The 26498-nt window shown below is 69.6% G+C and carries 22 protein-coding genes; 18 read left to right on the top strand and 4 right to left on the bottom strand.

Features of this window, described 5'->3' with window-relative positions; genetic code table 11:
* Positions 1-27: 27 nt before the first annotated feature.
* Genes NPA30_RS06830 through NPA30_RS06810 form a run of 5 tightly spaced genes read left to right on the top strand, consistent with a single transcriptional unit; the run spans position 28 to position 5775 of the window.
* Entirely contained in the window at positions 28-1083 is a 1056-nt protein-coding gene (locus NPA30_RS06830; RefSeq protein ID WP_256801735.1) for an ABC transporter substrate-binding protein, read from the top strand.
* Between the two features lie 41 nt (positions 1084-1124).
* Positions 1125-2168 carry an ABC transporter substrate-binding protein gene (locus tag NPA30_RS06825; RefSeq protein ID WP_256801734.1) on the top strand — a complete coding sequence of 348 codons (1044 nt, stop codon included), beginning with the start codon at positions 1125-1127 and terminating at the stop codon, positions 2166-2168.
* A gap of 55 nt (positions 2169-2223) precedes the next feature.
* Positions 2224-3978 carry an ABC transporter permease gene (locus tag NPA30_RS06820; RefSeq protein WP_256801733.1) on the top strand — a complete coding sequence of 585 codons (1755 nt, stop codon included), beginning with the start codon at positions 2224-2226 and terminating at the stop codon, positions 3976-3978.
* A 16-nt stretch (positions 3979-3994) separates the two neighbouring features.
* The gene (locus NPA30_RS06815; protein WP_256801732.1) at positions 3995-5116 is read left to right on the top strand and encodes an ABC transporter ATP-binding protein; all 1122 of its coding nucleotides are present in this window, start codon (positions 3995-3997) and stop codon (positions 5114-5116) included.
* A gap of 5 nt (positions 5117-5121) precedes the next feature.
* Complete coding sequence (locus NPA30_RS06810; protein ID WP_256801731.1) at positions 5122-5775, top strand: flavin reductase family protein; 654 nt, start codon at positions 5122-5124, stop codon at positions 5773-5775.
* A 30-nt stretch (positions 5776-5805) separates the two neighbouring features.
* Here NPA30_RS06810 and NPA30_RS06805 read toward each other — a convergent pair whose 3' ends face one another.
* Positions 5806-7029 carry a CaiB/BaiF CoA transferase family protein gene (locus NPA30_RS06805; protein WP_256801730.1) on the bottom strand — a complete coding sequence of 408 codons (1224 nt, stop codon included), beginning with the start codon at positions 7027-7029 and terminating at the stop codon, positions 5806-5808.
* A gap of 151 nt (positions 7030-7180) precedes the next feature.
* On the opposite strand from NPA30_RS06805, the gene NPA30_RS06800 reads away from it, so the two are divergent.
* The 13 genes from NPA30_RS06800 (at position 7181) to NPA30_RS06740 (ending at position 22798) form a co-directional block, all read left to right on the top strand.
* The gene (locus NPA30_RS06800; protein ID WP_256801729.1) at positions 7181-7930 is read left to right on the top strand and encodes a GntR family transcriptional regulator; all 750 of its coding nucleotides are present in this window, start codon (positions 7181-7183) and stop codon (positions 7928-7930) included.
* 127 nt (positions 7931-8057) lie between these two features.
* Entirely contained in the window at positions 8058-10115 is a 2058-nt protein-coding gene (locus NPA30_RS06795) for an FAD-dependent oxidoreductase (RefSeq protein ID WP_256801728.1), read from the top strand.
* A 224-nt stretch (positions 10116-10339) separates the two neighbouring features.
* Positions 10340-11620, top strand: coding sequence for a 3-isopropylmalate dehydratase large subunit (locus tag NPA30_RS06790; protein WP_256801727.1), 1281 nt, complete (start codon positions 10340-10342; stop codon positions 11618-11620).
* Complete coding sequence (locus NPA30_RS06785) at positions 11617-12165, top strand: 3-isopropylmalate dehydratase small subunit (protein WP_256801726.1); 549 nt, start codon at positions 11617-11619, stop codon at positions 12163-12165. Before NPA30_RS06790 ends, NPA30_RS06785 begins: the two co-directional genes overlap by 4 nt.
* Positions 12162-13079, top strand: a complete 918-nt coding sequence (locus NPA30_RS06780; RefSeq protein ID WP_256801725.1) for an NAD(P)-dependent oxidoreductase — start codon at positions 12162-12164, stop codon at positions 13077-13079. Before NPA30_RS06785 ends, NPA30_RS06780 begins: the two co-directional genes overlap by 4 nt.
* Before the next feature lie 40 nt (positions 13080-13119).
* On the top strand, positions 13120-13989 hold the full coding sequence (locus tag NPA30_RS06775; RefSeq protein ID WP_256801724.1) for a fumarate hydratase: 870 nt from the start codon (positions 13120-13122) through the stop codon (positions 13987-13989).
* 8 nt (positions 13990-13997) lie between these two features.
* Positions 13998-14612: a fumarate hydratase C-terminal domain-containing protein gene (locus NPA30_RS06770; RefSeq protein WP_256801723.1), complete on the top strand. Its 615-nt coding sequence runs from the start codon at positions 13998-14000 to the stop codon at positions 14610-14612.
* Between the two features lie 247 nt (positions 14613-14859).
* Positions 14860-14949, top strand: coding sequence for a K(+)-transporting ATPase subunit F (gene kdpF, locus NPA30_RS06765; RefSeq protein WP_256801722.1), 90 nt, complete (start codon positions 14860-14862; stop codon positions 14947-14949).
* An 11-nt stretch (positions 14950-14960) separates the two neighbouring features.
* Positions 14961-16670 carry a potassium-transporting ATPase subunit KdpA gene (gene kdpA, locus NPA30_RS06760; protein ID WP_256801721.1) on the top strand — a complete coding sequence of 570 codons (1710 nt, stop codon included), beginning with the start codon at positions 14961-14963 and terminating at the stop codon, positions 16668-16670.
* A 29-nt stretch (positions 16671-16699) separates the two neighbouring features.
* Positions 16700-18739 carry a potassium-transporting ATPase subunit KdpB gene (gene kdpB, locus NPA30_RS06755; protein ID WP_256801718.1) on the top strand — a complete coding sequence of 680 codons (2040 nt, stop codon included), beginning with the start codon at positions 16700-16702 and terminating at the stop codon, positions 18737-18739.
* A gap of 13 nt (positions 18740-18752) precedes the next feature.
* On the top strand, positions 18753-19370 hold the full coding sequence (kdpC, locus tag NPA30_RS06750; RefSeq protein WP_256801714.1) for a potassium-transporting ATPase subunit KdpC: 618 nt from the start codon (positions 18753-18755) through the stop codon (positions 19368-19370).
* A gap of 9 nt (positions 19371-19379) precedes the next feature.
* Positions 19380-22100: a sensor histidine kinase gene (locus NPA30_RS06745; RefSeq protein ID WP_256801713.1), complete on the top strand. Its 2721-nt coding sequence runs from the start codon at positions 19380-19382 to the stop codon at positions 22098-22100.
* Positions 22097-22798, top strand: a complete 702-nt coding sequence (locus tag NPA30_RS06740) for a response regulator (protein ID WP_256801712.1) — start codon at positions 22097-22099, stop codon at positions 22796-22798. Before NPA30_RS06745 ends, NPA30_RS06740 begins: the two co-directional genes overlap by 4 nt.
* Before the next feature lie 51 nt (positions 22799-22849).
* Here NPA30_RS06740 and NPA30_RS06735 read toward each other — a convergent pair whose 3' ends face one another.
* Genes NPA30_RS06735 through NPA30_RS06725 form a run of 3 tightly spaced genes read right to left on the bottom strand, consistent with a single transcriptional unit; the run spans position 22850 to position 26486 of the window.
* On the bottom strand, positions 22850-24571 hold the full coding sequence (locus NPA30_RS06735) for a dipeptide ABC transporter ATP-binding protein (RefSeq protein WP_256801711.1): 1722 nt from the start codon (positions 24569-24571) through the stop codon (positions 22850-22852).
* Positions 24571-25518: an ABC transporter permease gene (locus NPA30_RS06730; RefSeq protein ID WP_256801710.1), complete on the bottom strand. Its 948-nt coding sequence runs from the start codon at positions 25516-25518 to the stop codon at positions 24571-24573. Before NPA30_RS06730 ends, NPA30_RS06735 begins: the two co-directional genes overlap by 1 nt.
* Positions 25515-26486 carry an ABC transporter permease gene (locus tag NPA30_RS06725; RefSeq protein ID WP_256801709.1) on the bottom strand — a complete coding sequence of 324 codons (972 nt, stop codon included), beginning with the start codon at positions 26484-26486 and terminating at the stop codon, positions 25515-25517. The genes NPA30_RS06730 and NPA30_RS06725 overlap by 4 nt, the downstream gene beginning before the upstream one ends.
* Positions 26487-26498 lie beyond the last annotated feature (12 nt).

Here is a 26498-nt window from a genome sequence, read left to right as displayed (position 1 = left end):
GGCCATTGGAACTGGGAGGAGTTGCACATGCGCGCATCCGCATTTCAGTCGAAACTGGCAGCAGCCGCGATGGCGTCGGGCCTTGCGGCCGGCTTCCACGCGAGCGCCGCGCAGGCCGCCTCGCAGGAGCTGGTCGATGCCGCGCAGAAGGAAGGCACTGTCGTCTGGTATACCTCGATGATCGTCGACCAGGCGGTGCGGCCGCTGGCTGAGGCGTTCAAGGCGAAGTATCCGAAGATCGACGTCCAGTTCTCGCGCGCCTCGAGCTCGGATACGGCGCTGAAGATCATCAACGAGGCGCAGGCCGGCCGCGTGATGGGCGACGTCTTCGACGGGCTCGGCGCGTATACGTCGCTGCGCACGGCCGATCTCGTCGAGCCCTACGTCGCCGACTCCGCCGCCGGCATCCCGGCCGAATTCAAGAATCCGGACGGCTACTGGGCGGCACCGACGGTCTACTACCTGTCGGCCGCCTACAACACCGACCTCGTCTCCGCGGACGAAGCGCCCACGACCTTCGAGGATCTGCTCGACCCGCAGTGGAAGGGACAGATCGTGTGGTCGATCGTTCCCCAGGAGTCCGGTGCGCCCGGCTTCGTCGGCAACGTCCTGATGACGATGGGCGACGAGAAGGGGATGGACTACCTCAAGAAGCTGTCCGCCCAGGGCATCACCAACATGGATGCCAGCCAGCGCACGGTGCTCGACCGGGTCATCGTCGGCGACTTCCCGATCGCGCTGATGACCTACACGCACCATTCGCCGATCAGCGCCGCGAAGGGCGCACCGGTGGACTGGATCCGGATGCAGCCGGTGGTCGGCAGCCCCAACACCGTCGGCCTGGTGCGCAACGCGCCGCATCCGAACGCGGCCAAGCTGCTGATCGACTTCATCGAGTCCGAGGACGGGCAGAAGGTGCTGGCGGACGGCATGTACCTGCCGACCAACCCCAGCGTGAAGGCCAAGGTGCCGGAGCTGATGGCCGATGGGCCCCAGCCCTTCAAGGTTACGATGATGACGCCGGAGGTGGTGACGCCGAACCTCAAGCACTGGATCGACGTCGTCGACCAGCTCTTCCGCTGAGGCCGCGCGTAGCCCGGACAACGATAAAATGGGAGGGAAGCATGAACAGACGTGAGGTAACGTTCGCTCTCGGTTCGGTCGCGGCTGCGGGCCTTTTCCCCTGGTCTCGGGCACATGCCGCGAGCCCCGATCTCGTGGCGGCGGCCGAGAAGGAAGGCAAGGTCGTCTGGTACACCACGATGATCGTGGACCAGTCGGTGCGGCCTTTGGCCGAGGCCTTCCAGAAGAAGTACCCGAAGATCGCCGTCGAGTTCACCCGGGCCGGGTCGGGCGACACGGCCCTGAAGATCATCAACGAAGGCCAGGCCGGCCGGGTGATGGGCGACGTCTTCGACGGGACTGCGACCTTCGCCTCGGTCATGCCGGCAGGCTTCGTCGAGCCCTACCGGCCGGAGAGCGCAGCGGCCTATCCGGACGAGTTCAAGTCGGCCGACGGCAGTTGGCACGCGCTCAACTTCTACTACCTGACGGCCGCCTACAACACCGACCTCGTCTCCGCCGACGAGGCGCCCAAGACTTATGACGACCTCCTCGACGAGAAGTGGAAGGGCCAGCTCGTCTGGTCGGTCGTGCCGGAGCCGGTCGCCGCGCCGGGCTTCATCGGCAACATGCTCCTGACCAAGGGCAAGGACGCGGGCACGGCCTATCTCGACAAGCTCGCCGCGCAGGGCGTGACCAACATGTCCTCCTCGCAGCGCACGGTGCTCGACCGGGTGATCGTCGGCGACTTTCCGATCGGGCTGATGGTGTTCAACCACCATGTCGAGATCAGCAAGGCGCAGGGCGCGCCGATCGAGTGGCTGCGGATGGAGCCGCTCGTCTCGAGCGCCAGCCTGCTCGGCCTGATCAAGGGCGGGCCGAACCCGAACGCCGGCAAGCTCTTCATCGACTGGCTGCTGTCGGAAGAGGGCCAGAGGGTGCTCGCCTCGACCAGCTACCTGCCGACCCGGCCGGGCGTGGACGCAACGATCCCGACGCTGTTGCCGACGGGACCGCAGCACTTCGACACGACGTTCATGTCGCCGACGATCGTCGCGGACAACCTGAAGGACTGGATCGCGATCCTCGACGAGAAGTTCACGTGAGGCCCGCGCCGCAGACGGCACTTTGAGGCGTTGCGTCGGGAGGAATGGGTAGAAGATGACCATCGAACAAGACTGGTCGGGCGCCGCGGATCGCACCGCCGGCGCACGCCCCTCCTGGCTCCGGCTGGACCAGACGAGGGTCCTGGCGATCATCCTGGCGGTGATCCTCGGCGCCCTCGCGCTGCCGCCCGCCGTCATCCTGATCCTGCGCTCGCTCTCGATCACCAATCCGGACGCCACGATCGGCGGATGGACGCTGACGCATTACGTGCGCTTCTTCACCAATCCGGAGCTCTACCGGAGCCTCCTGAACTCGCTGGTCTTCGCCGTCTTCTCGACCGTCGTGGCGCTCTTGTTCGGCGGCACGCTCGCCTGGCTGGTCGAGCGCACCAACACGCGCTTCAAGGCGCTCGCCTACGTGACGACCGTCGTCTCGATGGGCACCCCCTACATCCTCTATGTCAGCGCCTGGCTGTTCCTGCTCGGCAGGTCCGGCCCGCTCAACGATGCCTGGCGCACGATGACCGGCAGCCGGCAGGTGCTGTTCGACCCGTATTCGCTGGTCGGCATGATCCTGATCGAGGGCTTCCTCTGGTCGCCGCTCGTGTTCCTGCTCTTGTCCTCCACCTTCCGCTCGGCCAATGCCGATCTCGAGGAGGCCGCGCGGATGAGCGGGGCCGGCGTGCTGCGGACCGTCTGGTCGGTCTCGATCAAGATGGCGACGCCGGCCATCGCCGCGCTCGCGCTCTTCGTCTTCATCCGCGCGATCGAGGCCTTCGAGGTGCCGGCGCTCGTCGGGATGCCGGGCAACATCGATGTCCTGACGACCGACGTGTATCGCTCGATCAAGGAATCGATCCCGCCCGATCTCGGCTATGCCAGCGCCTACTCCGTCGTGCTGCTCGTGGCGGTGGCGGTGCTCCTGCACTTCTACGGCAAGCTCTCGCGCAACGCCGGTCGCTTCTCGACCGTCACCGGCAAGGGCTATCGGCCGCGCCAGTTCAACCTCGGACGCTGGCGCCCGGTGGGCGATGCGCTGGTCATCTTCAACTTCCTGATCGTCCTGGTGCTGCCGCTCCTGGCGCTGCTGTGGCTGTCGCTGCTGCCCTTCATGCGGCCGATGCGGTTCGAGGCCGTCGCGCAGTTCAGCCCGGCCAACTTCGTCACCGTCCTGTCGTCGCAGTACTACCGCACGCTGGCGCTGAACACGCTCATCGTCGGCTTCGTGGCCGCGACGGCCGGCATGATCCTGGCGCTGTTCACCGGCTGGCTCAGCGCACGGCGCAAGCCGGGCGGCCAGATCATCGACCAGCTGGCGACCATGCCGCTGGTGTTTCCCGGCATCGTCATGGGTGTCGCCTTCCTGATGATCTTCCTGGCGGTGCCGCTGCCGATCTACGGGACCATCTGGGCGCTCGCGATCGCCTACACGGTGCGCTACCTGCCCTACGGGCTGCGCTACACCTATGCCGGCGTGCTGCAGATCTCGAACGAGCTGGAGGAGGCCGCCGGGGCCTCGGGCGCAACGCCGATCCAGAGTCTGCGCCGGATCATCGCGCCGCTGCTCTCGCCCGCGCTCCTGTCGGGCTGGCTGTTCATCTTCCTCATCGCCACGAAGGAGCTGGCGGTCGCCGTGCTCCTCGCCGGGCCGAGCAGCCCGGTCGTCGCCGTCGGCATGTACGACCTCTGGGTCAACGGGCAGGGCGGCGAACTCGCGGCCTTCGGCCTCATCTGGGCCGCCGTGATGACCCTCGTCGCCTCGGTCTTCTATTTCGCCGGCGGCCGGACGGGCCGCACGGCCGCGCATTGATCCGGGAGGGATCGCCATGCTGACGCTCCAGAACCTGACGAAAGTCTATCCGGCCCGACCGGGCGAATTTGCCGGCGGCATCCGCGAGGCCAACATCGACCTCGCCTCCGGCACCTTCTTCACGCTGCTCGGCCCGTCGGGCTGCGGCAAGACCACGACGCTGCGCTGCATCGCCGGACTGGAGACGCCGGACTCCGGCCGGATCATCGTCGGCGGCACGCCGCTCTACGACCGCGAGGCGGGCATCGACATCCCGCTGCATCGCCGCAACATCGGCATGGTGTTCCAGTCCTACGCAATCTGGCCGCACATGACGGTCTTCGACAACGTCGCCTTTCCGCTGCGCGTGTCTAAGGAGCGGCGCTACTCCGGCGCCGAGATCAAGGCGGCGGTCGGAGAGGCGCTCGAGATCGTCGGGCTCGCAAGCTATGCCAGGCGCTCGGCGACGCAGCTATCCGGGGGCCAGCAGCAGCGCGTGGCGCTCGCCCGCGCCGTGGTCCACCGGCCGAAGCTGCTACTCCTCGACGAGCCGCTGTCCAATCTCGACGCGGCCTTGCGCGAGGAGATGCGCCTCGAGCTGAAGCGGCTGCAGCGCGAGCTCGGCATCACCGCGGTCTACGTCACCCACGACCAGTCCGAGGCGCTGGCCATGTCCGACGTGATCGCCGTGATCGCCAAGGGCCGGATGGTCCAGGTCGGCGCGCCGCGCGACATCTACTTCAGCCCCGTGAACGAGTTCGTCGCGGGCTTCGTCGGCCACACCAACATCCTGCGCGGCCGCGTCTCGGGCGAGGGCGCCGGACCCTGCCGCCCGGTGTCGCTGGAAGGCGGCGGCGAAATCCGCTGCCGGGCGCTGAACGGGGTCGGCCCGGACGTCGCCGTATCGATCCGGCCGGAGGACATCACGCTGCAGGACGGCGCGGCGTCCACCGGTGCCGGAGACGGCGCGCACAACGTCCTCAACGGCAAGGTCACCGCGGCGAGCTTCCTCGGCAACGTGGTGCACTACGAGATCCAGCCGACCGGCTCCTCCCAGGTCTTCCGCGTCGAGGCGGCCCCGGCGACGCCCTTCGATCTCGGCAGCCCGGTCGTCATGCGCTTCCCGCCGGAAGCGGCCCTCGCCGTCGCACGGACCTGACCTGAATGTTCTACGATCCCCGCAGCGACGAACACGGCCTGCCGCACAATCCCTGGACGGCGCTGGTGACGCCCCGCCCGATCGGCTGGATTTCCAGCCGGGACGCGGACGGCACGCCGAATCTAGCGCCCTACAGCTTCTTCAACGCCGTCGCCGGGAGGCCGCCGATGGTGATGTTCTCCTCGACCCCCCGCAAGCACTCGCTGAACAACATCGAGGCGACCGGCGAGTTCGCCGTCAACGTCGCGACCTGGGACCTGCGCGAGGCGATGAACCTCTCCTCGGCGACGGTCGAGGCTGACATCGACGAGTTCCGGCTGACCGGGCTGACCACCGCGCCGTGCCGCAACATCGGCGCGCCGCGGGTCGCCGAAAGCCCGATCTCGATCGAGTGCACGCTCTACCAGGCGATCCCGCTGGTGCCCAAGAGCGGCCTCGAATGCTCGACCACGCTGGTGATCGGCGAGGTGGTCGGCATCCATATCGCCGACGCCGCCATCAACGAGGGTCGGGTCGACACGACCCGGATCCGGCCGCTCGCACGGCTCGGCTACATGGATTACTCGGTCACCGACAGCGTCTTCGAGATGCTGCGACCCAATCCCGACGTCGCCCTGGCGGAAGCCCGCCGGAAGGGCTGGATCGACGCCGCCGGCTGAGAGGGCCGGCGCGGTGCGGCGATCGCCGTATCAGTGCGCGGCACCCGCCTGCTTCAGGCTGGCGATCTCGCTTTCGGAGAAGCCGACCTCGGCGAGGATCTCGTCGGTGTGCGCGGCGAAGGGCGGCGGCGGCCGGTCTGCGCCGGTGTCCGACGCCGAGAAGCGGACCGGGTTGCGGATCATCCGGATCGGCCCGGCGGTCGGGTGCTCCGCCTCGAACAGGAGGTCGCGCGCCTTCACCTGCTCCATCTCGAAGACGTCGGCGAAGGTGTTGAGCGGCCCCGAGGGGATGCCGGCCGCCTCGAGCCGCTCGAACCACGCATCGGCGGTGTCGCCGCGCAGCCGCTCGGCCAGGCGCGGCACCAGAGTGTCGGCGTGCTCGACGCGGGCGAGATTGGTCGCAAAGCGCGGATCCTCGGCGAGCTCCGGCAACTCCAGAAGCTGCACGAGCCGCGCGAACTGCGGATCGTTGCCGACCGCGATCATGATCGGCCGGTCGGCGCAGTCGAAGCTCTGCCAGGGGCAGGTGATCTGCGAGGCGGTGCCGTTGCGCCGCGGCAGCCGGCCGGAGGAGAGCCAGTTCATCGCCATGTGCGAGGCGGCGTGAATCTGCGTGTCGAGGAGCGCGATGTCAATCGCCTGGCCGACCCCCGACACCGCGTCGCGATGCGCGATCGCGGCGAGGATCGCCGACACCGCGTATTGGCCTGCGGTGATGTCGGAAATCGAGTAGCCGACGAGCGCCGGGCCGGCGCCCGGCCGATCCTCGGGCTGACCGGTGATCGACAGAACCCCGCTCATCGCCTGGAAGATCGGATCGTAGCCGGGCTGCGCCGCCATCGGGCCCGTCTGTCCGAAGCCGGTGATCGAGCAGTAGACGAGGCGCGGGTTGCGCCGGGCGACGGATGCGGCGTCGAGGCCGAAGCGGGCGAGATTGCCGACCTTGAAGTTCTCGATGAGGACGTCCGCCGTATCGACGAGGCGCATCAGCGCGGCCTGTCCGTCCGCCTTGGAGAGGTCGAGTGCGATCGACCGCTTGCCGCGGTTCATCGACAGGAAAGACGACGTCTCCCCGGTGCGCCGGCCCTCCGGATCGAGATGCGGCACGCCCATGCGTCTGACGTCGTCACCGCCCTTGACGTGCTCGACCTTGATGACGTCCGCCCCGAAATCGGCGAGCATCTGCGCCGCCCATGGGCCGGCGAAAACCCGGCTGAGATCGAGGACCTTGAGGTGAGACAGGGGACCTGCCATTGGACGCCTCCGCAAACTCATATATGTTAGCTTTATGGCATATCCGCCTCTGAGCCGGGAGGCAAATGCGAATAAGCTGAGTTTTCATGGTATTGCTTGAACAGCTGAGGTACTGCCTGCGGGCATCATCTCCAACCGACGGGGCAGCCCGATGAGCGACACCGCCGAAGCCTCGACCGCCCAGACGCTCCGCAAGAGTCCGGTGGCTCGCTACATCCAGCTGGCCGGTCTGTTCCGGCGGCGGATCGAAAGCGGCGAGTGGGTCGTCGGCAGCCGCATGCCGACCGTCGAGGAGCTCGCCGGACAGTGCGGCGTCTCCAACATGACGATCCGCCAGTCGCTCGACATTCTCGAGAGCGAGGGCCTGATCGAGCGCTACCGGGCGAAGGGCACCTTCGTCACCAGCCGTCCGAAGCGGGACCTGTGGTGTCAGGTCCACACCGACTGGTCGGGACTCCTCATCGCGCGGGAGAACGCGGAAATCGAGATCCTGTCCGACAGCCGGAATGTCGACCTGCCGTTCGTGGAGGAGCAGATCGGCGCCGTCGCCCCGGCCTACAGGCATCTGCGGCGCCGGCACTCGCGCGACGGCGCGGCGTTCCTCCTGACGGATGTCTATCTCGACGAGCGCCTGACCGGCCACATCGCCGAGGAGAGCTACACCAGCAAGACCGCCATGCGCCTCGTGGCCGACATCCCGGACCTGAAGATCGTCGACGCCCGGCAGGTGATGACGATCGGCATGGCCGACCTCGAGACCGCGACCCGGCTCAACATTCCGCTCGGCGAGCCGGTCGCCAAGGTGCGGCGGCTTGCGGTCGACGAGACCGGGACGCTGGTGCTTGTCGCCAACGGCCTCTACCGCGGCGACCTCGTCAAGATCGAGGTGAAGCTGCGCTGAGCGATGCTCGGCTCTGCGGGTACCGACTTCGGCTTTCAACTCTCGGCGTCCTGTGCCCGCGCAGAAGCGGCTGGCGCCAGACCTGCATGAGCCATAAGCCAGACTATTGAATTAAAGGGAGAGGCACGTGGGCGCATTCGGCAACGGGACTGTCGACCTGCAGGTGGACGGGGATCTCGCAACCGTCGTCATCGACAACCCCCCGGTCAACGCCGGCAGTCACGACGTCCGGCGCGGCCTCCTCGACGCCTTCGCGGAGATCGCCAGTCGCCCCGGGATCCGTGCCGTGGTTCTCGCCGGTGCCAATGGCAGCTTCGTCGCAGGCTCCGACCTCAAGGAGTTCGGCGCGCCGCTCGGCGAGCCGCAGCTGCCGACCGTGCTCGCGGCCATCGAGGCGCTTACCGTTCCGGTCGTCGCCGCGCTCGACGGCGCAGCGCTCGGCGGCGGCTTCGAGCTGTCGCTCGCCTGCGACGGTCGCGTCGCCGCGCCTGGCACGGTGGTCGGCCTGCCCGAAGTCGGCCTCGGCATCGTGCCGGGCGCCGGCGGAACGCAACGGCTGCCCCGGCTGGCGGGACTGCCGGCTTCGCTTGACCTCATCTGCGGTGCGCGCCGGATCAAGGCGGAGGAGGCGCTGACGCTCGGGCTGGTCGATGCGATCGCCGAGGGCGACCTGCGCGCTGCCGCTTCCGATCACGCCCGGCGCCTCGGCGGCAAGCGACGGGTCCGCGACCTGACCGTCCCGGCGGTCGAGCCGGCGGTGCTCGAAGAGGCGAGGCGCGCGGCCGTCAAGACGGGTCGCGGGCGCCCTGCCGCGGTCGAGGCTGCGCGCCTTGCCTGTCTTTCGCTGGACATGCCGGTCGACGAGGCTCTCGCCGAGGAGCGCCGCGTGTTCCAGGCGATCCGCGTGAGCCCGGAGGCCGTGGCGCTGCGCCACGTCTTCTTCGCCGAGCGCGAGGCGGGGCGCGTCGGGGGCCTGTCGGCGCCCGCCACCGACGTTGAGCGGATCGCTGTGATCGGCGCCGGCACGATGGGGGCGGGGATCGCCTACGCCCTCCTGAAGGCCGGGCTGTCCGTCACGCTGGTTGAGCAGAATGCCGGCGCGCTCGAGGCGGGGCGGGGCCGGGTCGAAGGCTTCCTCTCCGGCGACGTCGCCAAGGGCCGCGTCACGCCGGAGGCAGGGGAGCGCCTGCGCGCGCGCCTCAGCCCGTCCACCGATCTCGCGGCCGCGGCCGCGAGCGACCTCGTGCTGGAGGCGATCTTCGAAGACATGGACGTCAAGTCGCAGCTCCTCGCCGAGCTCGGCCGGCTTGCGCCGCCGCAGACGATCCTTGCGTCCAACACCTCCTATCTCGACCTCGACGCGCTGGCACTGGCGAGCGGCCGCCCGGAGCAGGTGATCGGAATGCATTTCTTCAGCCCGGCCCATGTGATGAAGCTGCTCGAGGTGGTGCGCGGCCGGCGCACCTCCGACGCAACGCTCGCGACCGGCCTCAAGCTCGGGCGCCGGCTCGGCAAGACGGCGATCGTCGCCGGGGTCGGCGAAGGTTTCGTCGGCAATCGCCTCTATGCCGCCTATCGCGGGCAGGCCGAGGTTCTGGTCGAGGACGGCGCCTTGCCGTGGCAGGTCGACCAGGCGCTCGAGGCCTTCGGCATGGCGATGGGGCCGTTCGCCGTGTCCGATCTCTCCGGGCTCGACATCGCCTGGGCGCGCCGCAAGCGCCTCGCCGCGACGCGCGACCCGGCCGAGCGTTACGTGAGGCTGCCGGATCTCCTGTGCGAGGCCGGTCGTCTCGGCCAGAAGACCGGTGCCGGCTGGTACGCCTACGAGGGCGGCAAGCGCCGCCCGGATCCGGCGGTGGAAGCCCTGATCGCCGAGGATGCGGCTGCGGCCGGCCGCAGCCGGCGGGCGCTGTCGGACGAGGCGTGCCGCGACCGGACGCTCGCCGCGCTCGTCAACGAGGCGGCGTTGGCGCTCGAAGAGGGCATCGCGCAAAGACCGGGCGACGTCGATGTCGCCTTCGTCAACGGCTACGGCTTCCCGCGCTGGCGCGGCGGTCCGCTCTGGTGGGCGGCGCACGAGGGGCGCGCGGCCGTGCTCGCGGGTCTGGATCAGGTTCAGGCCGCTCTCGGGCAGGGCTTCCGCCGCGGCGACGTCGAAGCGCTTCTCGACCGGATCGCAGGCTGAGCAGAACCGGCGGCGCGGCCGATCGCCGCGACCCCGCCGAGCCGCACGCCCGGGCCTTCCGTGCCGATCCATGACCGTAAAAGTCAATCATTTGACATATTGACTGAACGGGATGAGGATAATCGCGGGAGGCTGGCATGCGGCGGGTGAAGCGCCGCAGCCGCTTGGCGCCGGCGCGAGAAGCACGCGGCGCAGCCGACCGGGAGGTGAGGCGAAGGCTTGCGATGGGACAGACAATCACACAGAAGATCGTGGCGCGCGCCGCCGGGCTCGAGCGCGTCGAGCCCGGCCAGTACGTCAATGTCAGCCCGGACTACACCTGCTGCCAGGACATCTCCTGGCCGGCCCGCAAGCGGATCATGGAGGAGGCCGGCGTCGAGCGGCTGGCCCGACCCGACCGGCTGGTGATGGTGGTCGATCACACGACCTCGGCGGGGATGGGCACGGTCTATCACCGCAATCACGGCGAGATGCGCCGCTTCGCCGAGGCGACGGGCGCGAACTACTACGGTCCCGGCTCCGGCCTGCGCCACCAGGTGCTGGTCGAGGAGGGGTTCGCGCGGCCGGGGCTCCTCGTCTTCACCGACGAGCCGAACATCGCCAGCATCGGCGTCGTCGGGGCGATGAACCTCGCCATCTCGACCGAGGTCGTCGTCACCAGCGTTCTCAACGAGAACTGGATGATGGTGCCGCGCCCGGTGCGCATCACCCTCACCGGCGCGCTCAGCCCCGGCGCCAGCATCCGCGATCTCGCGCAGATCCTCATCCGCGATTACGCGCAGACCGACATCCTCAGCCAGGCCTGCGTGCAATATGACGGGCCGGGGGTCGCGACCTTGTCGCTCGACGAGCGCCAGTCGCTGCTGGCCTGCACCTACCACGCCGGCGCCGACACGGCGCTGATGCCGGTGGATGCGTCGGCGCTGTCCTACGCCCGGGCGCGGGCCGGCGGTCGCGACTTCGAACTCTTCGCCGATGATCCCGACGCGGCGTTCGATCATGAGGCTGTCTACGACCTCTCGGCCATCGAGCCGATGGTGACCGTGCCGCCCGAGCTGTTCGGCGCCGTCGGCGTCGGCGCGGTGTCCGGCCGCCGCATCGACCAGGCGGCCATCGCTTCCTGTGCCAGCGCCCGGATGGACGACCTGCGGGAAGCGGCGTCGATCCTGCGCGGACGCCGCGTGGCGCCGCACGTCACGATGTACGTCACGCCGGCGAGCCGGGAGATCTACGCCGAAGCCGGGCGGGAGGGCCTGCTCTCGATCTTCGCCGAGGCCGGCGCGACGGTGCTCGCGCCGGGTTGCACCACCTGCTGGGGCTACGAGGGCTACCTCAACGACGGGGAGGTGTCGGTGAGCACCCATCAGATGAACTACAACGGCCGCAACGGAAGCCGCACCGCGAGCGTCTACCTCGCCGGGCCGGCGCTGGTTGCCGCCTCCGCGGTGGCGGGCTGCATCACCGATCCGCGCGACCTTCTCGCGATCGAGGGGAGGGCGGCGTGACGGCGATCCGCGGCCGGGTCTGGGCGTTCGGCGACAATGTCGGCGCCGACGACGGCATCATCCAGTTCTCGCAGGTGCCCGATCTCGGCTCCTACGACGTGCCGGCGCTGAAGGCGATGCTCTTCGTGCTGCTCGATCCGGACTTCCCCCAGAAGGTGCGCGAGGGTGACATCGTCGTCGCCGGCCGCAATTTCGGCCATCACAGCCACCCCCATGCAGGCGTCGCGATGCGTGAGTCCGGCATCAAGGCCTGCATCTGCGAGTCGACCGATTCCGCCTTCATCCGCAAGATCCTGAATGTCGGCCTGCCCGTCGTGCCGTGTCCCGGCATCACCGCGCTGGCTGAAACGGGCGACGCGCTCGAACTCGACCTCGCCGGCGGCACCGTGCGCAGCCTGACCTCCGGCCGGAGCCTGAGCTTCCGGCCCTATTGTGAGGGCATGCTGCAGGTCTGGAGCCTCGGGGGCCTCGCGCCGGCGCTGCGCGAGCGCGTCGCGGCGGCACGCCAGCCCGGCGGGGAACTCGCGGCCGAGGCGCAGGCATGAGCACCGCCCGCATCCTCCAGCTCGCGCCGATCCCGCCCGAGGTGCGCGACATCCTCGGCGCCGACAACCAACTCGTTGCCTATGCCAAAGGCAGCGACGCCCCCGGCTTCGACGTCGCGGTGACGACGAGCATGGCCGGTGCCGACGCGGCCCTGTTCGAGCGGCTGCCGGATCTGAAGCTCCTGCTCTGCAACGGCACCGGCGTCGACGCCATCGATCTCGAGGCGGCGGCGCGCCGCGGCATCATCGTACGCAACACGCCGGACGAGGTGGTCTCCGACACCGCCGACTTTGCGATGGGACTGCTCTATGCGGTCGGGCGCCGCATCGCCGAGGCCGACCGCTTCGTGCGCGCCGGGCGGTGGGGGCCGGAGCGCCTGCCGCCGGCGACGCGCGTGTCGTCGATGACGATCGGCATCGTCGGGCTCGGCAAGATCGGCCAGACGATCGCGGCGCGGGCGAGCGGGATCGGCATGTCGGTCCTCTATACCGGGCCGCGGGAGAAGACCGGCGTGCCCTACCGCTTCGTGGCCGAGGTCGGCGATCTCGCCGGCCGGGTTGATGCGCTGGTGCTCAGCTGCCCGGGCGGACCGGCCACCCATCACCTGGTCGACAGCGCGGTGCTGGAACGGCTCGGGCCGGACGGCATCCTCGTCAATGTCTCGCGCGGCAGCGTCGTCAACGAGGCGGCGCTGATCGAGGCGCTCGCGGCGGGCGCGATCAAGGGTGCCGGCCTCGACGTCTTCGCCGCCGAGCCCGGGCTCGACCCGCGGTTTCTCGGCTTGGAGAACGTGGTGCTTGCGCCGCACTACGCCTCCGTCACCGCCGAGACCCGCGCCGCCATCGGTGAGGCGCTGGCCGGCGCGGCCCGTGATTTCCGCGCCGGGCGGGATGTGTTCAACGCGGCGCGATAGCGGCCGCGGCCGGGCGGGAGGCCCGGAGGAGGAAGATGACATGGCAATCAGCTACGAGGCCGTCAGGGACCTCACCGCGAACCTCTACGAGTGGTCGCTGAAGAAGATCCCGGAGGACGCCAAGCGCGCGCTCGAAACGGCGATCGAGATCGAGAGCAACGAGACGGCCCGCAAGGTGCTTTCGATGATGCGCAACAGCGCGCAGCGGGCCGAGGAGAGCGACCGCTTCGTTTGCTCGGATTCCGGCGTGCCCGTCTACTTCGTCAAGGTCGGTACGCGCGTACAGTTCTCCGGCGACGTGAAGCGCGCCATCAGCGACGGCTTCGCGCATCTCGTCGAGACGATCCAGCCGCCGCTCCTGAAGCACGTCACCAACCCTTTGACGAACGAGCGCGGCCACGCCGGCAAGGACATGCCGATCGTCAGCTGGGACATGCTGGACGGCGCCGACTACATCGACGTCACCTGCGCGCCCAAGGCGCTCGGCTCCGGCCGCTGGGCCGAGCTGAAGATCATGAGCTTCCCGACCCTGCAGGAGATCGAGGAGTACGTGCTCGACGTCGTCATCCGCACGGCCGCCCAGCAGTGCCCGCCCGTGACCATCGGCGTCGGCATCGGCGGCACCTTCGATCACTGCGCCAAGCTCGCCAAGATGGCGACCATCCGCCCGCTCGGCTCGATCAATCCGGTGCCGGAGCTCGCCGCGATGGAGGAGCGGCTGATGACGGCCATCGCCAAGCTCGGCTACGGCCCGATGGGAACCGGCGGCGACACGACGGCGCTCGCCGTCCACGTCGACTACGCCTCCGGCCACGGCTTCACGCCCGTCGCGGTGTCCTTCAACTGCTGGATCAGCCGTCGCACGCGCGCCCGCCTCTACGATGACGGTCATGTCGAGCGGGTCGAATAGGAGCGGCCATGCCGAAGACGCACCACCTGACGCTGCCCGTCGATCGCGACGCGATCCGCGCGCTCGAGCTCGGCGATCTCGTCTTCATCGACGGCGAGATCGTGATGACCGCCGGGTTGCCGACCCACAAGCGCATCCTGGAGGCGATGGACGGGAAGCGCGAGCTGCCGTTCCCGCTCGACGGCGCAGCGCTCTTCCATCTCGGCAGCTACAGCGTGGACACGCCGGACGGGTTCGAGATCCTCTACATGAACCCGACGACCAGCACCCGCTTCAACCCGGTGATGCCCGCGATCATCCGGCACTTCGGCCTGACGCTCGTCTGCGGCAAGGGCGGCCTCGACGCGGCCTCGGCCGAGGCGATGCGCGAGGTCGGCTGCGTCTATCTCTCGATCCTCGGCGGCGGCGCGGCGCTCCATTCGGACGCCATCCGCAAGGTCGTCGACGTCGGCTGGACCGACCTCGTCTCGCACTACCGCATGGTGAAGATGCAGGTCGAAGGCCTCGGCCCGCTGACCGTCGAGATCGACGCGCATGGCCACAACGGCTATGACCTGCGCCAGCAGTCGGCGCGGGATCGCCTGCCGGCTCTCCTTGCGGAGATGAACGCCGCCCGGGGCTGACGCTCCGCAGGCGCTCGCCGCCGGCGCTGGGGCCGCTCTGCATAAACGCAGCGTAACGCGTTTATGCACTCTCGATGCCTGAAGCCGCTTCGACGAATGGCCCCGTGACGGGGGCTGGTCCTACCTGAGACTCGTCCGAAACTCGGAGAGCCGTCTTGTTCGACCTCGCCTATCTCGCGCTGACCCTCGGCTTCTTTGCCGTCGCGGCGCTCGCCACCGCCGCCTGCGAGCGGATCTGAGCGCCGCCATGAGCCTCGATCTCGTCCTCGGCGCCGTCACCGCCGCCGGCCTTCTCGGCTATCTCGCCTACGCCCTCGTGCGTCCCGAACGCTTCTGAGGGCGCGCGCGATGGCCACCGATCTTCTCCAGTTCGTCCTGTACGTCGTCGCCCTGACCGCGCTCGCCTGGCCGCTCGGCCTCTACATGGCGCGGGTCTTCTCCGGCGAGCGCACCTGGCTGACGCCGGTCGTCAGGCCGGTCGAGCGCGGCCTGTTGCGCGCCTGCGGCCTCGGGGCCGAACCGGCCGGGCAGCATTGGTCGCGCTATGCGCTGGCCGCGCTCGCCTTCAACCTCGCCGGCTGGCTCGTCCTCTACGCGGTGCTGCGCCTGCAGGACGTCCTGCCCCTCAACCCGCAGGACCTGCCCCGCCTCACCCCCGATCTCGCCTTCAACACCGCGGTGAGCTTCGTCACCAACACCAACTGGCAGGCCTATGGCGGCGAGACGACGATGTCGTATCTCAGCCAGATGGTCGGCCTGACGGTGCAGAACTTCGTCTCGGCCGCCACCGGCATCGCGGTTGCGGTCGCGGTGGTCCGCGGCGTCGTCGGCCGCGAGACGCGGGCGATCGGCAACTTCTGGGCCGATCTCGTCCGATCGATCCTCTATCTCCTGCTGCCGCTGTCCATCGTCTTCGGCCTGTTCCTCGTCTGGCAGGGCGTGCCCCAGAACCTCGACGCCTATGTCGAGGCGACGACGCTGGAAGGCGTCCGGCAGGTGATCGCGCAGGGGCCGGCCGCCGCGCAGATCGCCATCAAGCAGCTCGGCACCAATGGCGGCGGCTTCTTCAACGCCAACTCGGCGGTCCCATACGAGAACCCGACGCCGCTCACCAACTTCGTCGAAATGCTGGCGATCCTCCTGATCCCGGCGGCCTTCCCCTTCCTGTTCGGCCGGATGGTCAAGGACATGCGCCAGGGCGTCGCGATCTTCGCGGCGATGCTGGTGCTCTTCCTCGGCGCGCTCGCCCTGACCTACGGCTCCGAGATCGGCGGCAACCCGCTCCTCGCCGACCTGCCGGTCGACCAGTCCGCCGGCAGCCTCGAAGGCAAGGAGGTCCGCTTCGGCACCGGCAACTCGGCGCTCTGGGCGACGGCGACGACCGCCGCCTCGAACGGCTCGGTCAATGCCATGCACGACAGCTTCAAGCCGCTCGCGATGCTCGCGCCGATGCTGCAGATCCAGACCGGCGAGGTCGTCTTCGGCGGCGTCGGCTCCGGTTTCTACGGCATGCTCGCCTTCGTGCTCCTGACCGTCTTCCTCGCCGGCCTGATGGTCGGGCGCACCCCGGAATACCTCGGCAAGAAGATCGAGGCGCGCGAGGTGAAACTGGCGGTCATCGCCTTCCTGGTGATGCCGCTCGGCGTGCTCGGCTTCGGGGCGCTCGCCGCGGCGATCCCCTCGGCCGCCGCCTCGGCGCCGGCGGCCGGCCCGCACGGCCTGTCGGAGATCCTGTACGCCTACTCCTCGGCGACCGGGAACAACGGCTCGGCCTTCGCGGGGTTCTCGGCCAATACCGTGTTCCACAACACGCTGCTCGGCATCGCCATGCTGCTCGGCCGCTACGTCTTCATCGTGCCGATGCTCGCCGTCGCCGGCTCGCTCGCCGCCAAGAAGACGGTGCCCGCCTCGGCCGGCACCTTCCCGACCCACACGATGCTGTTCGTCACGCTTCTCGTCGCCGTCATCCTGATCATCGGCGGCCTCACCTTCTTCCCGGTGCTCGCGCTCGGGCCGATCGCCGAGCATGTCGCCATGCTCGCCGGTCAGAGCTTCTGACGCGGCCCCGGTTGCCGAGGATTCCTTTCATGTCGAAGACCCAGGACCTGTCGCTTCTCGATCCCCGGATCGTCCGCCCGGCGCTCGGCGCCGCGCTCCGCAAGCTCGACCCGCGGGTGATGGCCCGCAACCCGGTGATGTTCGTCACCGAGGTGGTGGCGGCGCTGTCGAGCGTGCTCTTTCTGCGCGATGTCGCCGCCGGCGGCGGCGCGCCGGTGCTCGTCGGCCAGATTGCCGCCTGGCTGTGGTTCACCGTCTACTTCGCCAACGTCGCCGAGGCGATGGCGGAGGGGCGGGGCAAGGCGCGCGCCGACACGCTGCGGGCGACGCGCACCGACACGCTCGTCAAGCGGCTGCTCCGCCCGGACGACAACGCGCTGCACGAGAACGTCTCGGCCGAGGCGCTCGAGACCGGCGACCGCATCCTCGTCGAGGCCGGCGACCTGATCCCGACCGACGGCGAGGTCGTGGACGGCATCGCCTCGGTGGACGAGTCGGCGATCACCGGCGAGTCGGCGCCGGTGATCCGCGAATCCGGCGGCGACCGCTCGAGCGTCACCGGCGGCACCCGAGTCGTCTCCGATGCGATCGTCGTGCGGATCACCGCCCGGCGCGGCGAGAGCTTCCTCGACCGCATGATCGCGCTCGTCGAAGGCGCCGAACGGCAGAAGACGCCGAACGAGGTGGCACTCAACATCCTCCTCATCGGCATGACCCTGATCTTCCTGATGGTGGTTGCGACGCTCGAGCCCTTCGTCGTCTATTCCGGCGCCTTCGTGCCGGTGGTCTTCCTCGTGGCGCTGCTGGTGACGCTGATCCCGACGACCATCGGCGGCCTCCTCTCGGCGATCGGCATCGCCGGCATGGACCGCCTGGTGAAGGCGAATGTCGTCGCGAAGTCCGGCCGTGCCGTCGAGGCCGCCGGCGACATCGACACGCTGCTCCTCGACAAGACGGGGACGATCACCTTCGGCGCCCGCCGCGCCGACGCCTTTCATCCCTTGCCGGGGATCGCGGAGGCGGACCTTGCCGCCGCCGCCTGGCTCGCCTCCCGGGCCGACGAGACGCCGGAGGGCCGCTCGGTCCTCGACTATGCCGCAAAGATGCTGCCGAACGGGGTGGTCGCCGGCGTCGAGGTTGCCGAGGAGATCGCCTTTTCGGCCCAGACCCGGCTGTCCGGCGCCGACCTCGCCGACGGCACCAGCCTTCGCAAGGGCGCGGCCGACGCCGTGATCGCCTGGTGCGGCGGCAGCCGTTCGAAGCCGCTGGACGAGATCGTCGAGCGCATCGCCCGCTCGGGCGGCACGCCGCTGGTGGTGGCGCGCGACAAGCGTCCGCTCGGCGTCATCCACCTCAAGGACATCGTCAAGCCCGGCATCCGGGAGCGCTTCGCGGAGCTGCGCCGCATGGGCGTCAGGACGGTGATGATCACCGGCGACAATCCGCTGACCGCGGCGGCGATCGCCGCCGAGGCCGGCGTCGACGACTTCCTCGCCGAGGCGACGCCGGAGAACAAGCTGGAGCTGATCCGCAAGGAGCAGGCGGCCGGCAAGCTCGTCGCCATGTGCGGCGACGGCTCCAACGACGCGCCGGCGCTGGCGCAGGCCGATGTCGGCGTCGCCATGAACACCGGCACGCCCGCGGCCAAGGAGGCGGGCAACCTCATCGACCTCGACAGCGACCCGACGAAGCTGATCGAGATCGTCATGGTCGGCAAGCAGCTCCTGATCTCGCGCGGCGCACTCACCACCTTCTCGATCGCCAACGACGTCGCCAAGTACTTCGCCATCCTGCCGGCGCTGTTCGTCACCGCCTATCCGGGCCTCGGCGCGCTCAACGTCATGGGGCTCGCCAGCCCCGGCAGCGCGATCCTGTCGGCGGTGATCTTCAACGCTCTCGTCATCATCGCGCTGATCCCGCTGGCGCTGCGCGGCGTGCGCTACGCGCCGGCCTCGGCCGCCGAGCTCCTGCGCCGCAACCTCCTCGTCTACGGCCTCGGCGGCCTCGTCGTCCCCTTCGTGGGGATCAAGGCGATCGACCTCCTGGTCAGTGTTCTAGCTCTCGCCTGAGAAAGTTCCTGCGATGCTCTCCCAGATCCGCCCGGCCCTCGTGATGATCGCCGCCATGACCGTCCTCACCGGGCTCGCCTATCCGCTCGCCATGACCGGCGCCGCCCAGCTGATCTTCCCGGACCAGGCGAATGGCAGCCTGCTCCGGCGCGACGGCGCGGTCGTCGGCTCGTCCCTCGTCGCGCAGGGCTTCGCCGACCCCGGCTATTTCCAGCCGCGGCCGTCCGCGGCGAACTACGACGGCGGCGCCAGCGCCGGCAGCAATCTCGGGCCCACCAGCAAGGCGCTGCACGATCGCGTTGCAGCCGACGCGGCGCGTCTGGCCGCCGAGAATCCGGGCGTGCCGGTGCCGGATGACCTCGTGACGACCTCCGCGAGCGGCCTCGACCCGCACATCTCGCCCGCCGCGGCCCTGTTTCAGGTCGAGCGCGTCGCGCGGAGCCGCGGCCTCGATCCGGCCGTGCTGCGCGATCTCGTCCGCCGGCAGGTCGAGGACCGGACGTTCGGCGTCCTCGGCGAGCCGCGGGTGAACGTCCTCGCGCTCAATCTCGCGCTCGACGACCTTGCCGCCCGCACGCCCCCGCAGGCCGCCGGCGCGACGACGATTGCGCCGAACACCGCGGCTCGCTAACGCCATCCGATGTCCGACGCCGAGACCCGCCCCGAACCGGATGCGCTGCTGGCGGAAGCGGCCCGCGAGGGCCGCGGCCGGTTGAAGATCTTCCTCGGCGCCGCGCCCGGTGTCGGCAAGACCTTCGCCATGCTGGAGGCGGCCCGCCAGCGGCAGGCCGAGGGCCTCGACGTCGTCGTGGGCATCGTCGAGACGCACGGCCGCACCGAGACCGAGCGGCTGCTCGCCGGCCTCGAGGTGTTGCCCCGTCGCCGGCTGTTCTACCGCGGCCGGGCGCTGCCCGAGATGGATCTCGAAGGCCTGCTCGCCCGGCGCCCGGCGCTCGCCCTCGTCGACGAGCTCGCCCACACCAATGTCGAGGGCAGCCGCCACGCCAAGCGCTGGCAGGACGTCGCCGATCTTCTCGCCGCGGGGATCGACGTCCTGTCGACGCTCAACGTCCAGCATCTCGAGAGCCTCAACGACATCGTCGCGCGGATCGCCGGCGTGCGGGTGCGCGAGACGGTGCCGGACACCGTGCTCGAACTCGCCGACGAGATCGAACTCGTCGATCTGCCGCCGGAGGAGCTGATCGCCCGGCTGCGGCAGGGCAAGGTCTACGTGCAGGACCAGATCGCCCGCGCGATCCAGAACTTCTTCTCCAAGGGCAACCTGACGGCGCTGCGCGAGCTGGCGATGCGCATCGCCGCCGATCGCGTCGACGCGCAGATGACGGCGCACATGCGCAGCCATGCGATCGCCGGGCCGTGGCCGGCGCAGGACCGCATCCTCGTCTGCGTCAACGAGGCGCCGGTCGCCCGCAGCGTCGTGCGCGCCGCCAAGCGCATGGCCGAGCGGGCGCGTGTGCCGTGGATCGTGCTGACCGTGGCGACGCCCGCGACCGAGAGCCTGCCGGAGCGGGAAAAGGATGCGCTGGTCGGGACGCTGCGGCTCGCCGAGAGCCTCGGCGCGGAGACGGTGTCGCTGACCACCGGTGCGCGCGTCGCAGAGGACATCGTCGCCTTCGCGCGGTCCCGCAATGTCAGCCGCATCGTCATCGGCCGGGCGCGCAAGCGCTTCTGGCTGCCGGCCTTCGTGCGCGAGACGGTCGCCGACTCGATCCTCAGACAGGCCACCGACTTCGAGGTCACGATCGTTTCGCCGGACGCCAAGACGGAGGACGACGGCCTGCGCCTGCCGCGCGGCTCGGTGGAGTGGCGGCCGCATTCCTATCTGTGGTCGGCGGTCGCGGTGGCGCTCGCCTGCGCCGCCGCCCACCTCGTGCTGCGGGTGATGCCGGCGGCGAGCCTCGCCCTCGTCTTCCTGCTGGCCGTCCTGTTCGCCGCCGCACGCTACGGGCTGATGCCCTCGATCTTTGCCAGCGTCCTGTCGTTCCTGGCCTACAACTTCTTCTTCACCGAGCCGTACCATACGCTCAGCATCCACCGCGAAAGCGACGTGCTGACGCTGCTCCTGTTCCTGGTGGTCTCCATCGTCACGGGCAATCAGGCCGCACGGCTGCGCGCTCAGGCCGCCTCGCAGCGCGCCATCGCCGAGCGGACGATGCGGCTCTACGAATTCAGCCGCAAGATCGCGAGCGCCGCATCGCTGGACGACGTTGTCTGGGCCGCCGTGCACCACGTCGCGGCGACGCTGAAATGCGACGCGCTGGTGCTCGGCCCGGACGAGCGGGGGCGGCTCGCCATTCTCGGCGGCTACCCGCCGGAGGACCGGCTCGACGTGAAGGACTGGGGCGCGGCCGAATGGGCGCACGAGCACCGCGAGCCGGCCGGCTGGAGCTCGGTGACGCTGCCGAGCTCGTCCTGGCTGTTCCTGCCGCTCGGCACGGGCGCTGCGTCCGTCGGGCTGCTCGGCGTGCGCTTCGGCCAGGGCAGTTATCCCACCCCGTCGGATCGTCGCCTGCTCGATGCGCTGGTCGACCAGATCGCGGTCGCCATCGAGCGCACACGCCTCGCCAGCGACATCGAGGCGAGCCGCATCCTCTCGGAGACCGAGCGGCTGCGGACGGCGCTCCTCTCCTCCGTCAGCCACGACCTGCGCACGCCTCTGGTCTCGATCATCGGCGCCGCGTCGAGCCTGATGGAAGACGACGACGCCCTCGGCCGCGCGGGGCGCAGGGCGATGGCCGAGACGGTCTTCGAGGAAGGCGAGCGCCTCAACCGCTACGTCCAGAACCTCCTCGACATGACCCGCCTCGGCTATGGGGCGCTGACGCTCAGGCACGAGGCGGTGGATCTGCGGGAGGTGGTGGGCCGGGTGCTGCGCCGGCTGGCGCGCACCCTGCAGGGGCACACGGTCGCGCTCGACCTGCCGCAGGATCTGCCGCCGGTCGACGGCGACCCGGTGCTGCTCGAGCAGGTCTTTGCCAACATCCTCGACAATGCCGCCAAATACGCCGAGCCAGGGACCCGCATCACGGTGTCCGGACAGGCGCAGGGGGAGCGGATCGCGGTGTCGGTCACCGACGCCGGGCCCGGCATCCCCGCCGAGGACCGCGACAAGGTCTTCGACATGTTCTACCGAGTGCGCGCCGGCGACGGCCAGAAGGCCGGCACCGGGCTCGGGCTCGCCATCTGCCGCGGCATCCTGGAAGCGCATGGCGGCAGCATCCGGGCGGAACCCGGTAAGCCGGACGGCAGCGGCACCCGGATCGAGGTCGAGCTGCCGCGGGCCGGGCCGGAGCTGACGGAGACCCGGCCGGAGGCGGCGGGCGCAGGAGAGGCAGCGTGAGCGCGGGGCGCATTCTCATCGTCGACGACGAGCCGCAGATCCGCCGCTTCCTGCGCATCGCGCTGGAGGCGCACGGCTTCAAGGTTGTCGAGGCGGCGCGCGGCGAGGACGGCGTGGCGAAGAGCGCGACGGAGCAGCCCGACCTTGTGATCCTCGACCTCGGCCTGCCGGACATCGACGGCAAGGAGGTGGTGCGCCGCATCCGCGAGTGGTCGCGCGTGCCGATCCTCATCCTGTCGGTCCGCCAGGCCGAGTCCGAGAAGGTCGCAGCGCTCGACGCCGGTGCCAACGACTACGTCGCCAAGCCCTTCGGCATCGCGGAGCTGCTGGCGCGGGTGCGGGTGCTCCTGCGCGCGCGCCTGGATGCCGGTCGGAGCGCCGAGCCGGCGCATCTGGCGTTCGGCGACCTGCACCTCAATCTCGCGAGCCATGAGGTGGCGCTCGCCGGCGAGCCGGTGCGGCTGACGCGCAAGGAGTTCGACCTCCTGCGCTTCCTCGCCGTCAATGCCGGCCGCATCGTCACGCACCGCCAGATCCTGTCCGAGGTCTGGGGGCCGGCGCATGGCGAGGACGTGCAGTATCTGCGCGTCTTCATCGGCCGCATCCGCGCGAAACTCCGCGACGACCCCGCGCAGCCGCGCTTCATCCTCAACGAGCCCGGCGTCGGCTACCGCTTCCTCCAGGACCAGGCCACGTAGCCGAGGCGATGAGGCGCGAAACAGGCTGGCGGCTCGTAAGCGCTGCGCCCGTCAGCCGGCGGCGGTCCTGCGCTCGTCGCCGGCCTTCACCATCTTCGGCATCAGGTCGAGGAGGTGGCGCGTGTACTCGTGCTGCGGGCGCTCGAACAGAGCCTCGGTCTCGGCGATCTCCATGATCTGGCCGCGCCGCATCACCGCCACTCGGTCGCACATCTGCCGGATCACCGGCAGGTCGTGGCTGATGAACAGCATCGTCAGCCCGAGCTCGTCCTGCAGGTCCTTCAGGAGGTTCAGCACCTGCGCCTGGATCGACACGTCGAGCGCCGAGGTGGGCTCGTCGCAGATCAGGAAGCGCGGTCGGGTCGCGAGCGCCCGGGCGATCGAGATGCGCTGGCGCTGGCCGCCGGAGAACTCGTGCGGGTATTTCAACGCGGCCCGCGCGCCGAGACCGACATGGTCGAGGAGGTCGGCGACGATCCGGCGCGTCTCGGCCTCCGAGCCCGCCAGTTTGTGGAAGCGGATCGGCTCGGCGACGATGTCGCGCACGATCATGCGCGGGTTCACCGACGAATACGGATCCTGGAAGATCATCTGCATCTGCCGCCGGTGGCGGTTCAGCGCCGTGCGGCTGCGCAGCGTCGTGAGGTCGGTGCCGGCGAAGCGGATCGCGCCGCCGGTCGGCCGGTAGATGCCGGTGATCAGCCGGGCGATCGTCGACTTGCCCGAACCGGATTCGCCGACGAGGCCGAAGGTCTCGCCCTTGCGGATGTCGAAGGACACGCCGTCGACGGCGCGCACCTCGTGGCGGCCGCCGCCGAACAACGAACCCGTGCGGAACAGCATCTGGAGGCCCTCGACCGCGAGCAGCGGGCCGTCGACCTCCTGATAGTCGCGCCGCTGGCCGAGCCAGTGCGTCTTCAGGTCGAGATCCCTGCGCGGGCCGGCGCTCTCGATGTGCTCGACCAGCGGGAAGCGCTCGAGCTTCACGTCCGGCCGCGGCACGGCCGAGATCAGGCTGCGGGTATAGGCGTGGTCGGGGTCGCCGAGGATCTTGGCGGTCGGCCCGGTCTCGACCACGTCGCCGCGGTACATCACCGCGACACGGTCGGCGACCTCGGCGATCACCCCCATGTCGTGGGTGATGATGATCATGCCGGCGCCGGAGTCCTTCACCAGCCGGCGCAGGAGATCGAGGATCTGGGCCTGGATCGACACGTCGAGCGCCGTCGTCGGCTCGTCGGCGATGATGACCTGCGGCTCGGCACAGAGCGCGAGCGCGATCACCACGCGCTGGCGCATGCCGCCTGAGAACTGGTGCGGATAGTGGTCGATGCGCACCGCCGGATCGGGGATGCCGACCTGTTCCATCAGGTGCAGCGCGCGCCGGCGCGCCTCCGCTTCGCCGACCGGCAGGTGCGTGCGGATCGTGGTGACCAGCTGCTCGGCGATGGTGCGCAGGGGATCGAGCGAGGTCAGCGGATCCTGGAAGATCATCGCGATGCGCGCGCCGCGCAGCTGCCGCATCGCCTCCGGCGGCAGGTTGTCGATGCGCCGGCCTTCCAGCGTGACGGTGCCGCCGGCGACGCGGCCGGGCCGCTCGAGCAGGCCCATCGCGGCGTTGCCGATGGTGGACTTGCCGGCGCCCGATTCGCCGACCACGCCGAGGATTTCTCCGGCGTTGAGCTCGAGCGTGATGTTCTTGGCCGCGACGACGTCGCCGCGGCGGGACGGGAATTCGACCCGGAGGCCGTCGAGGGCGAGAAGCACGGTCATCAGCGCAGCCTCGGGTTCAGGGCGTCGCGCAGCCAGTCGCCGAGCAGGTTGATCGCCAGCACCAGGATCACCAGTGCCAGGCCGGGGAAGATCGTGATCCACCACTCGCCCGAGAACAGGTAGTCGTTGCCGACCCGGATCAGGGTGCCGAGCGAGGGGGAGGTCGGCGGCACGCCGACGCCGAGGAAGGACAGGGTCGCCTCGGTGATGATCGCGAGCGCCAGCTGGATGGTGGCGATGACGAGCACCGGGCCGAGGACGTTCGGCATGATGTGGCGGAACAGGATCGTGCGCGTCGGCAGGCCAATCACCTGGCTCGCCTGCACGTATTCCTTGGTGCGCTCGATCATCACCGAGGACCGCACGGTGCGGGCATACTGGACCCAGAAGCTGAGCCCGATCGACAGCACCAGCACGTAGACGGCGATCTGGTCGTAGTCGCCTCGAGGCAGGATGCCGCGCAGCACGCCGTCGATCAGGAGCGCGATGAGGATGGCGGGAAACGACAGCTGCACGTCGGCGATGCGCATCAGGATCGCGTCGACGAGGCCGCCGGCGTAGCCCGCGACGAGGCCGACGACGACGCCGATGGCAGCGGCGAAGATCACCGACAGGAAGCCGACGAGGATCGAGATGCGCGAGCCGTAGAGGATCGCCGAGAAGACGTCGCGGCCCTGGTCGTCGGTGCCGAGCAGGAAGCTGAACGAGCCCCCGTCCATCCAGGGCGGCGGCAGCAGCGAGTCCATCAGGTCGACGCTGGCGAGGTCGAAGGGATCGTGCGGTGCGACCCAGGGTGCGAACAGTGCGCCGAGGCAGATCAGGAGGGTGACGATCGTCGAGACGATCGCCGTCGGCGAGTGGATGAAGGCGTGGAACAGGTCGTTGTCGGCGAGCCGGGCCCGCCAGCCGATCAGGTCCGCGTCGATGGCGCTTTCGACTTCGCTCATCGGCCCTGCACCCGCAGCCGGGGATCGACGACGAAGTAGAGCACGTCGACGACGAGGTTGATGACGACGAAGATGAACGCGATGAGCATGAGGTAGGCTGCCATGACGGGGATGTCGACGTTCTCGATCGCCTGGATGAACAGGAGGCCCATGCCCGGCCACTGGAAGACGCTTTCGGTGATGATCGCGAAGGCGATGATCGAGCCGATCTGCAGGCCGATGATGGTCATCACCGGCACCAGCGTGTTCTTCAGCGCGATGGAGAAGTTGATCGTACGCGGCTTGAGTCCGCGCGCACGGGCGAACTTGACGTAGTCGGCGCGCAGCACCTCCAGCATCTCCGCCCGGATCAGCCGGACGATGAGCGTCATCTGGAAGATCGCGAGGGTGATCGCCGGCATGATCAGCGAGGACAGCCCGCTCCTGGTCATCAGGCCGCTGGTCCACCATCCGACCTGCACGACGTCGCCGCGCCCGAAGGTCGGCAGCCATCGCAGGACCACGCCGAAGACGAGGATCAGGAGGATGCCGATCAGGAAGGTCGGCAGCGAGATGCCGATCAGCGACAGGGTCATGAAGCCGCGGCTGAGAAGCCCGCGCCGGTTGAGGGCGGTGTAGACGCCCATCGGCACGCCGATCAGGAGCGCCATCACGGCCGAGACGAGCGAGAGCTCGAAGGTGGCCGGGAAGCGCTCGGCGAGGAGCTCGTCGACGGGCTGGCGCAGCCGGTAGGACTGGCCGAAGTCGCCGGTGGCGGCCCGGCCGATGAAGCGGGCGTACTGGACGAGGAAGGAGTCGTTGAGGCCGAGGCGCTCGCGCAGGTCGGCGCGCTGCTCGAGGGTCGTGTCCTGGCCGACCATGCTGTCGACGGGATCACCGACGTAGCGGAACAGCGCGAAGGCGATCAGGGCGACGACGAGCATCACCAGCACCGACTGCGCCAGGCGCTTTAGAACAAAAAGAAGCATCGGGCCGTCGTC

This window comes from Mangrovibrevibacter kandeliae, assembly GCF_024519155.1.
Lineage (GTDB): Bacteria > Pseudomonadota > Alphaproteobacteria > Rhizobiales > Rhizobiaceae > Mangrovibrevibacter > Mangrovibrevibacter kandeliae.
Note: the sequence above shows the minus strand (reverse complement) of the source record. Positions and strands in the feature narration are given on the sequence as shown.

Excerpts from the sequence above, each read along its gene's own strand:
- NPA30_RS06830 (WP_256801735.1), top strand. The coding sequence starts at position 28 with ATGCGCGCATCCGCATTTCAGTCGAAACTGGCAGCAGCCGCGATGGCG.
- NPA30_RS06825 (WP_256801734.1), top strand. The coding sequence starts at position 1,125 with ATGAACAGACGTGAGGTAACGTTCGCTCTCGGTTCGGTCGCGGCTGCG.
- NPA30_RS06820 (WP_256801733.1), top strand. The coding sequence starts at position 2,224 with ATGACCATCGAACAAGACTGGTCGGGCGCCGCGGATCGCACCGCCGGC.
- NPA30_RS06815 (WP_256801732.1), top strand. The coding sequence starts at position 3,995 with ATGCTGACGCTCCAGAACCTGACGAAAGTCTATCCGGCCCGACCGGGC.
- NPA30_RS06810 (WP_256801731.1), top strand. The coding sequence starts at position 5,122 with ATGTTCTACGATCCCCGCAGCGACGAACACGGCCTGCCGCACAATCCC.
- NPA30_RS06805 (WP_256801730.1), bottom strand. The coding sequence starts at position 7,029 with ATGGCAGGTCCCCTGTCTCACCTCAAGGTCCTCGATCTCAGCCGGGTT.
- NPA30_RS06800 (WP_256801729.1), top strand. The coding sequence starts at position 7,181 with ATGAGCGACACCGCCGAAGCCTCGACCGCCCAGACGCTCCGCAAGAGT.
- NPA30_RS06790 (WP_256801727.1), top strand. The coding sequence starts at position 10,340 with ATGGGACAGACAATCACACAGAAGATCGTGGCGCGCGCCGCCGGGCTC.
- NPA30_RS06780 (WP_256801725.1), top strand. The coding sequence starts at position 12,162 with ATGAGCACCGCCCGCATCCTCCAGCTCGCGCCGATCCCGCCCGAGGTG.
- NPA30_RS06775 (WP_256801724.1), top strand. The coding sequence starts at position 13,120 with ATGGCAATCAGCTACGAGGCCGTCAGGGACCTCACCGCGAACCTCTAC.
- NPA30_RS06770 (WP_256801723.1), top strand. The coding sequence starts at position 13,998 with ATGCCGAAGACGCACCACCTGACGCTGCCCGTCGATCGCGACGCGATC.
- kdpF (WP_256801722.1), top strand. The coding sequence starts at position 14,860 with ATGAGCCTCGATCTCGTCCTCGGCGCCGTCACCGCCGCCGGCCTTCTC.
- kdpA (WP_256801721.1), top strand. The coding sequence starts at position 14,961 with ATGGCCACCGATCTTCTCCAGTTCGTCCTGTACGTCGTCGCCCTGACC.
- kdpB (WP_256801718.1), top strand. The coding sequence starts at position 16,700 with ATGTCGAAGACCCAGGACCTGTCGCTTCTCGATCCCCGGATCGTCCGC.
- kdpC (WP_256801714.1), top strand. The coding sequence starts at position 18,753 with ATGCTCTCCCAGATCCGCCCGGCCCTCGTGATGATCGCCGCCATGACC.
- NPA30_RS06745 (WP_256801713.1), top strand. The coding sequence starts at position 19,380 with ATGTCCGACGCCGAGACCCGCCCCGAACCGGATGCGCTGCTGGCGGAA.
- NPA30_RS06735 (WP_256801711.1), bottom strand. The coding sequence starts at position 24,571 with ATGACCGTGCTTCTCGCCCTCGACGGCCTCCGGGTCGAATTCCCGTCC.
- NPA30_RS06730 (WP_256801710.1), bottom strand. The coding sequence starts at position 25,518 with ATGAGCGAAGTCGAAAGCGCCATCGACGCGGACCTGATCGGCTGGCGG.
- NPA30_RS06725 (WP_256801709.1), bottom strand. The coding sequence starts at position 26,486 with ATGCTTCTTTTTGTTCTAAAGCGCCTGGCGCAGTCGGTGCTGGTGATG.